The organism is Leptodesmis sp. (genome assembly GCF_052746595.1).
Window position 1 is genome coordinate 50,404 of record NZ_JBRAGO010000014.1, and the last position, 6,629, is coordinate 57,032.

Consider the following 6,629-nt stretch of genomic DNA (forward strand, 5'->3'; position numbering starts at 1 on the left):
CTCCCTGAATCCCTGAAAAGGGGACTTCAAATATTGGAACTCTTGCCTATTAGACTCAATCATCATCAGTAGGATGGGCAAAGCTTGGCGTGCCCATTCAAATCAGCCAGAATGACAGGATGGAAAAGGTAGCGGCTAGAAAAATGCTCTTAAAAATCATTAAAAGCCAAAATCAGGCTGGAAAAATTCTTCCTGATCTCGGCTCCGTAAGGACTTTTTAGGGAAATGTTTAAGGTTATTTCAAAATGCCGTGATACCAGGCAGCTACCAGGAAGTTGATTCCCAGTAACAATAACGCCCAGCTAGCACGAAAAACATAGGTGGGTTTGTTAGTCTTGGCAAAAGTTTGGGGCTGCGACATCAGAAGGGTACCTCCTCAAATGGTTAACTTCTTCTAGAAATAGCAGACAAGCGACACAATTGTTATCTCCTGTGGAGGAATCTTAATGTGTCCCGTAAGACAGAGGAGAAGTTAAGTGAAGATGTTCGGTAAAACGTCGCCACCTACGTCCCTTCTCCTGCATGGTAGGAACTGCGAACAAGGGGGCCGGAGCGAACATGGGAAAAGCCGATTTCACGAGCGATCGCGCCTAAATGCTCAAACTCCTCTGGGGTCCAATATTTCCGAACAGGGAGATGCTCCAGGGAGGGACGCATATATTGGCCGATGGTGACCCGATCGCAGCCCACTGCTCGTAGATCTCGCAGCGTTTCCACCACTTCCTCTAATGTTTCGCCGTGTCCCAGCATCAAGCCGGATTTGGTGGGAATCGTCGCATCCAGGTCTTTAACTAACTTGAGAACCCGCAGCGATCGTTCATACCTGGCTCCCCGGCGCACCATTCCTTGCAGTCTATACACCGTTTCAATGTTGTGGTTATAGCAGGCAGGTTTTGCGTCTACTACCGTGGCAATCCGTTGCTGTTGCAAATCATCTGGGGCAAGTCCGGCTTCCCTGCCATCCCGTCCACCCCAAAAGTCCGGCGTTAACACTTCAATTTGGATGGCAGAATTTAGCTGCCGAATTGCAGTCATGGTTTGTACAAACCAGGAGGCTCCCTGATCTGGTAGATCATCCCGCGCCACCGAGGTCAGCACCACGTATTTCAGGCCCAGTAACTGCACCGCTTCTGCCACTTTTCGCGGTTCTTCTGCATCCAGGGGCATAGGAGCATGGCCTTTATCCACCTGGCAAAAGGCACAGGCACGGGTACAAGTTGGCCCCATTAACAAAAACGTGGCTGTTCCCTGGGCATAGCACTCGGCTCGATTGGGACATCGCCCTTCCTCACAAATCGTGTGAATCTGCCGTTGCTTAACAATGCGCTGCACCGTAGATAGCTCACTGGCCTTACCCACGGGTCGCCGCAACCACTCTGGTAAATTCACCAGATCTGAGCGCTGACGTTGATTAGAAGAGAGATCGGTCGAGTCAGTTTCAATGAGCATAAAGGAGGGAATACTAGCAATTGGCTGGACAGAAGGGATAGTTAAACCTTGTCCAAGTCCAGAACTGTAGTTTCTCTGAGCGGAAAACGACCGTTCTCTCGCTGGACTTGGTTTAATCGCCATGATAACGATCATAGGAGCTGCGCTCCTGCGATCGCGAATTTCACCAGACAGAGGCTACACTAAAACTCGATCCAAGTTCAGAACTTTTAGTTTCTCTGACAGGGAAGCCCCAGTTTTCTAAATGGACTGGATTGAGTTCATGGCATAATTTATCCTTCTACCAGTTCGCAGACACCACTAAGGAGCTCAGTCGTGGCAGGTCACAAAATTCTGGTTATCGACGACAGTAACGTCATCCGCAATATGGTTCGCGATATGTTGCCCAAGGGTAACTTTGAAGTTCTGGAAGCAAAAGATGGCGTACAGGGGTTAAACCTGATTCAGCAGGAGCGTCCTAACCTGATTATGTTAGACTTTCTACTGCCCAAAATGAGTGGGTGGGAAGTCTTCCAGCACATCCAAACCAAACCGGAACTGCAAGCCATTCCCCTAGTGCTGATGTCAGGGCGTAAGGAAGAAGTTACGGAAAAGCTGCAAGAACCTTTCGAGTACTTTGAATTTGTCCAAAAACCGTTTAACCAACGGGTCTTAATTGATGCCATTAAGTCGGCAATGGCTAAGGCTAAACGTCGGCCAGTGGCAGCTGTTACGGCTGCCAGTCCAGCCGCCACTGCAGGAACGGCAGATTCCAGTGCAGAGATTCAAGCCTTAAATGAAAAAATTGCTAAAATGCAGGCTGAAATTGATGGTTTGAAGAAACAAATGACGCAATTGGTGGCCTTTATTCGACAGAAATTGCAGTAAAAAAGCTAAAAATTGAAAGTGAAGAGTTATATCAAGTCCGCTTGATGAATGATTGCATCCCACGTAGGGGCAAACAGTCATTGGTCTGCACAAAGAGTAATCGTATAAGCGGATTTGATGTTACTACTGCTTTGATGTGACTGCTACAAAGTCTGATCCAAGCGCTGACATCTCTGAAGTCCCAGAGAAGGATTTTCTCGATAGGCTGCTTTCGGCACCCAGATCTGAATATCTTTGTTTAAACCGATCCAGTAAAGGTATTCAGCATTGGGGTCATAGTTCACCCCAACACGGATATTAGAGAAATCATCCTCAGCCGTTTCAAAGCCAAATCGTACGGTTAATTGTGCCACCAGGCACTCTGGCGTATCGGCGTAGGCTCCAAAGGTTTCCCGTTCTTTCCAAAATTTTTCCAGAAAGGGCTTGAGGGTGGGTAGCACTTTTTCGGGATTGCCGCCACGACTGGCATAAATAATGGCAGGATTGCCTTCAACAATTAGATGGTAAGGGTGAGCCATGACTCTATAGGGTAAAACAGTATGTAGAGATATAAAGTATTGTCACCTATTGTTAACTCAATCCTGCTCTTAAAGCTCGGATCAAAATAAATAGGGTGCGATCGCTCACACCCATCCATCTCACTCTCAGAATACAGTAGATGCTTTTTAAGCCAGGATTCATGCTGGGTGGGATGCCATCCAGCAGTCATCAGCCCTCTAACTAAACGTTTTTCTCGCTCAGTTCACGGGTCATGTAATCAAAAGGTTGATCCACCACATCTCCGGCAGAAATTCCGGCCGCTTCCACCCGTGCCTTAACGATATCTTTGAGAATTTGGATACCATACACCGTTGGCCCGATGGGAACACCGAGTGAGTTATACGTTTCCCGTAACCCTTCTAGAACACGCTCATCTAGAACGTCTGTATCACCAGCCACCAGGGCATAGCTGGCATAACGCAGGTAGTAGTCCATATCTCGCAAGCAGGCTGCATAGCGACGGGTAGTATACGCATAACCACCGGGACGAATCAATTCCGGCTGTTCATCAAATAAGCGCAGACCTGCCTCTTTCACGATAGCAGCGGCATTAGAGTTGATGATGGCAGCGGCCTGTACCCGTGCCATGCCTGTATCGAAATAGGACTTCAGCCGATCCATTGCATCCCGATCCAGGTATCGGCCTGTATTGTCGTAAGTCTTAATCAGGCTTGTTACTGCATCCCGCATTGAAGTCTTCTCCCAAACGTCCTCAATAGTTTTAGAAGTAAACAGATTTTAAACCTTGTCCAAGGCCAGAGCTGTAGTCTCCCTGATCGGGAAACGACCGTTCTCTAGCTAACCTTGGTTTAGTTATCCCTGACCGACTCTGCAACAGATCCATACTCTGGCTTACAGAGTCAACCGCTCCAGACCAATTTACCACGATCAAGCAACCTGCAACCCCTGATTTTAGGAGCTTTAGCGTGTGAAGAGATATTGAGAATGGGCTACGATCGCAACAGTTTATGCATTGAAAGCGATTAATTTTTTCCCACTATTTCTTAATTCATACCTAAGTCTCTAACTTAAGTCTCTAATTTAGAAAAAAATGTAGTCTTTTATACAAAACATGAACGGGCGTGTCTTTAGGATGATTCAGATGCAGTAATGCTCAAAGAGTATGGAATGCTTGCTGAGACAGGTGATTATCTGCTTCATGCTTCTCAAAGCTTTGAGCAATGGGGCGCATTTCGTTGCAAATTCGTCCTGAGTGGATCATTCGCATAACTGATGTCTCTACTGCTAAACCAGGTTCAGATAGAAAACTGGAATTCTCTTAATTAAGAAACTACGGTTCTGAGCTTGGCCAGGTTTAATTTCTGTTTCCCACCTTTGAAACAGCCCGAACGAATAAGGAGTATTTCATGGCAAGCCCGCAGGAAATCCTGGAATGGATTAAGCGTGACAACATTCAGATGATTGATCTGAAGTTCATCGATACACCAGGGACGTGGCAGCACCTGACGCTGTACCACACCATGATCGATGAAAGTAGCTTTACAGAGGGTGTCGCCTTTGACGGATCAAGTATCCGGGGTTGGAAAGCCATCAACGATTCAGATATGGCGATGGTGCCCGATCCAAACACAGCCTGGATCGACCCCTTCATGGAAGAGCCCACGCTGAGCATGATCTGTAGCATTATTGAGCCGCGCACTGGCCAACCCTACAGCCGGGACCCGCGATCGATCGCTCAAAAGGCATTAGACTATCTCACCTCCACCGGAATTGGTGATCTGTGCTTCTTTGGTCCAGAAGCTGAGTTTTTCATCTTTGATGATGTCCGCTACGACCAAACCCAAAACTCTGGATACTACTCTGTAGATAGCATTGAAGGAGTGTGGAACTCTGGCCGCGAAGAGGCGGGTGGCAACCTGGGCTATAAGCCTCGCAACAAAGAAGGCTACTTCCCCGTAGGGCCAACAGACACCCTGCAGGATATCCGGACGGAAATGCTGCTCACCATGATGAAGTGTGGTGTGCCGATTGAAAAGCACCACCATGAAGTAGCTACCGGAGGGCAGTGTGAATTGGGCTTCCGATTTGCCCCCCTGGTACAGGCGGCTGACTTCTTGATGACCTATAAGTACTGTATTAAGAACGTAGCCAAGAAGTATGGCAAAACCGTCACCTTCATGCCTAAGCCGCTGTTTGGTGAGAACGGTACAGGGATGCACTGTCACCAATCTATCTGGAAAGACGGACAACCGACCTTCTTTGGCGACGGCTATGCCAAGTTAAGCAAAACCGCTCTTCACTACATCGGCGGTCTGCTGAAGCACGCTCCCGCCCTGCTGGCCTTCACCAACCCCACCACCAATTCTTACAAACGATTGGTGCCTGGCTTTGAGGCTCCTGTGAACTTGGCTTACTCCCAGGGCAACCGCTCCGCCTCCATCCGGATTCCCATCACGGGCGACAATCCCAAGGCCAAGCGGCTGGAATTCCGCTGCCCTGACCCCTCTTGCAATCCTTATCTCGCGTTCGCAGCCATGCTTTGTGCCGGGATTGATGGCATCAAAAATGAAATTGATCCGGGTAGCCCACTCGATGTGGACATCTACGAGCTCAGTCCTGAAGAACTAGCCAAAGTGCCTTCTACCCCAGCCTCTTTGATGGATGCCTTGAAGAACCTGGAGAAAGATCACGACTTCCTGACGGCAGGTGGCGTATTCTCCGAAGACTTCATTGAAAACTGGATCAGCTACAAGCTCGATCGCGAGGTCATCCCCGTAAGCATTCGTCCTCACCCCTACGAATTCGCTCTCTACTACGACTGCTAATTCAGTTTTCTGACGGGTTTATTCACAGTCCAGTAAAAGGCCGCGATCGCGGCCTTTTTGTTTTGTTAGGGGATAAAGACAGTTAATCGCTGGAACAATGCCAAAATTAGCAAAACTAAAGAGATAGCCCCTCCTGGGAGAGAAACTACAATATTGGACTGGTTTACATCTACAACGGTTTGACTTCGCCTAAGATGACCAGGGGGGATGTACAAACCCTGATGGAATACGCCCTGTCCCGCAAGCTCACTATTTTTGATCCGGCTGAAGCAGAGGATGCCATTCCCAAACTGATGGCCTTCTGGCATTTCCTGCAGCGAGAGTACAAATTTCGCAGTGCCAGCGCGATTCTGAAGTACCTGGCAATCCTGGAATCAAAGTTCCCAGCCATGATGCTGGCCATGATGTGTGATTCCAGCCGTGGTGGGATTGCCGAGACATTTGCTATGATGAGCCATCAAGCCGGATTTGATATGACGACTCCGAAGGACATTCAGGCTTTTCAGGAAGAATATAACGCCAATCTCCAATCCGGGCTTCCTGATCTAATGGCACAGGCGATCGAAAATATGATGGGAGGGCGATCAATGCCACCATCCAGTTTGCCTCCCCAATCTAAACCGAAAGGGATGGCAGGACAAAGCAGAAGCTCAGCTAAAAAGACGACTGGCAAGAAAACTTCCCGCAAGAAGAAATAATACCAAGTTAAATTGTGATTCTGTAGATGCCTGTAGAGCGGGTTTAGCAAGTCATCTTGCTGCGTCAATGTTAATTTAACGGCGAAACCCGCCCCTACCAATCTATTGATCTGCCCTAAAATCGTCTAAATTGGTATGAATCTTCAACCCTGTCTCAACTCTCGCACGATTTCGAGAAAAGAGGCTTTGGAATAGGCTAAGTCAAAAAATGCCAAATTGACTTGAATGGATTAGAGGACATTAAGATGTTTACTAGCTCTGGGACAGCAGCGATCGCTAACGCTCTGAC

The 6,629-nt window shown here is 48.1% G+C and carries 7 protein-coding genes; 3 read left to right on the plus strand and 4 right to left on the minus strand.

From position 1 onward, the window contains the following. Positions 1–235: 235 nt before the first annotated feature. Positions 236–361, minus strand: a complete 126-nt coding sequence (psaX, locus tag ACUVQO_RS05015; RefSeq protein ID WP_233746738.1) for a photosystem I protein PsaX — start codon at positions 359–361, stop codon at positions 236–238. Positions 362–504: 143 nt separating this feature from the next. Further along, positions 505–1,449, minus strand: a complete 945-nt coding sequence (gene lipA, locus ACUVQO_RS05020; RefSeq protein ID WP_445924792.1) for a lipoyl synthase — start codon at positions 1,447–1,449, stop codon at positions 505–507. A gap of 315 nt (positions 1,450–1,764) precedes the next feature. Here lipA and ACUVQO_RS05025 point away from each other — a divergent pair, with 315 nt between their 5' ends. Beyond that, entirely contained in the window at positions 1,765–2,316 is a 552-nt protein-coding gene (locus ACUVQO_RS05025) for a response regulator (protein ID WP_445924793.1), read from the plus strand. Between the two features lie 143 nt (positions 2,317–2,459). Here the strand turns inward: ACUVQO_RS05025 and ACUVQO_RS05030 are convergent, their stop codons facing one another. Together ACUVQO_RS05030 and apcB are read right to left on the minus strand one after the other, a co-directional pair. Beyond that, on the minus strand, positions 2,460–2,834 hold the full coding sequence (locus ACUVQO_RS05030) for a histidine kinase (RefSeq protein ID WP_445924794.1): 375 nt from the start codon (positions 2,832–2,834) through the stop codon (positions 2,460–2,462). A gap of 202 nt (positions 2,835–3,036) precedes the next feature. Further along, positions 3,037–3,546, minus strand: coding sequence for an allophycocyanin subunit beta (gene apcB / locus ACUVQO_RS05035; protein WP_233746730.1), 510 nt, complete (start codon positions 3,544–3,546; stop codon positions 3,037–3,039). A gap of 677 nt (positions 3,547–4,223) precedes the next feature. Between apcB and glnA the strand changes: the two genes are divergently transcribed. Together glnA and ACUVQO_RS05045 are read left to right on the plus strand one after the other, a co-directional pair. Continuing rightward, positions 4,224–5,642 (plus strand): type I glutamate--ammonia ligase, encoded by a 1,419-nt coding sequence (gene glnA / locus ACUVQO_RS05040; RefSeq protein WP_445924795.1) that lies wholly within the window; start codon positions 4,224–4,226, stop codon positions 5,640–5,642. A gap of 194 nt (positions 5,643–5,836) precedes the next feature. Further along, positions 5,837–6,340, plus strand: coding sequence for a hypothetical protein (locus ACUVQO_RS05045; RefSeq protein WP_445924796.1), 504 nt, complete (start codon positions 5,837–5,839; stop codon positions 6,338–6,340). The last annotated feature ends 289 nt before the right edge of the window (positions 6,341–6,629 follow it).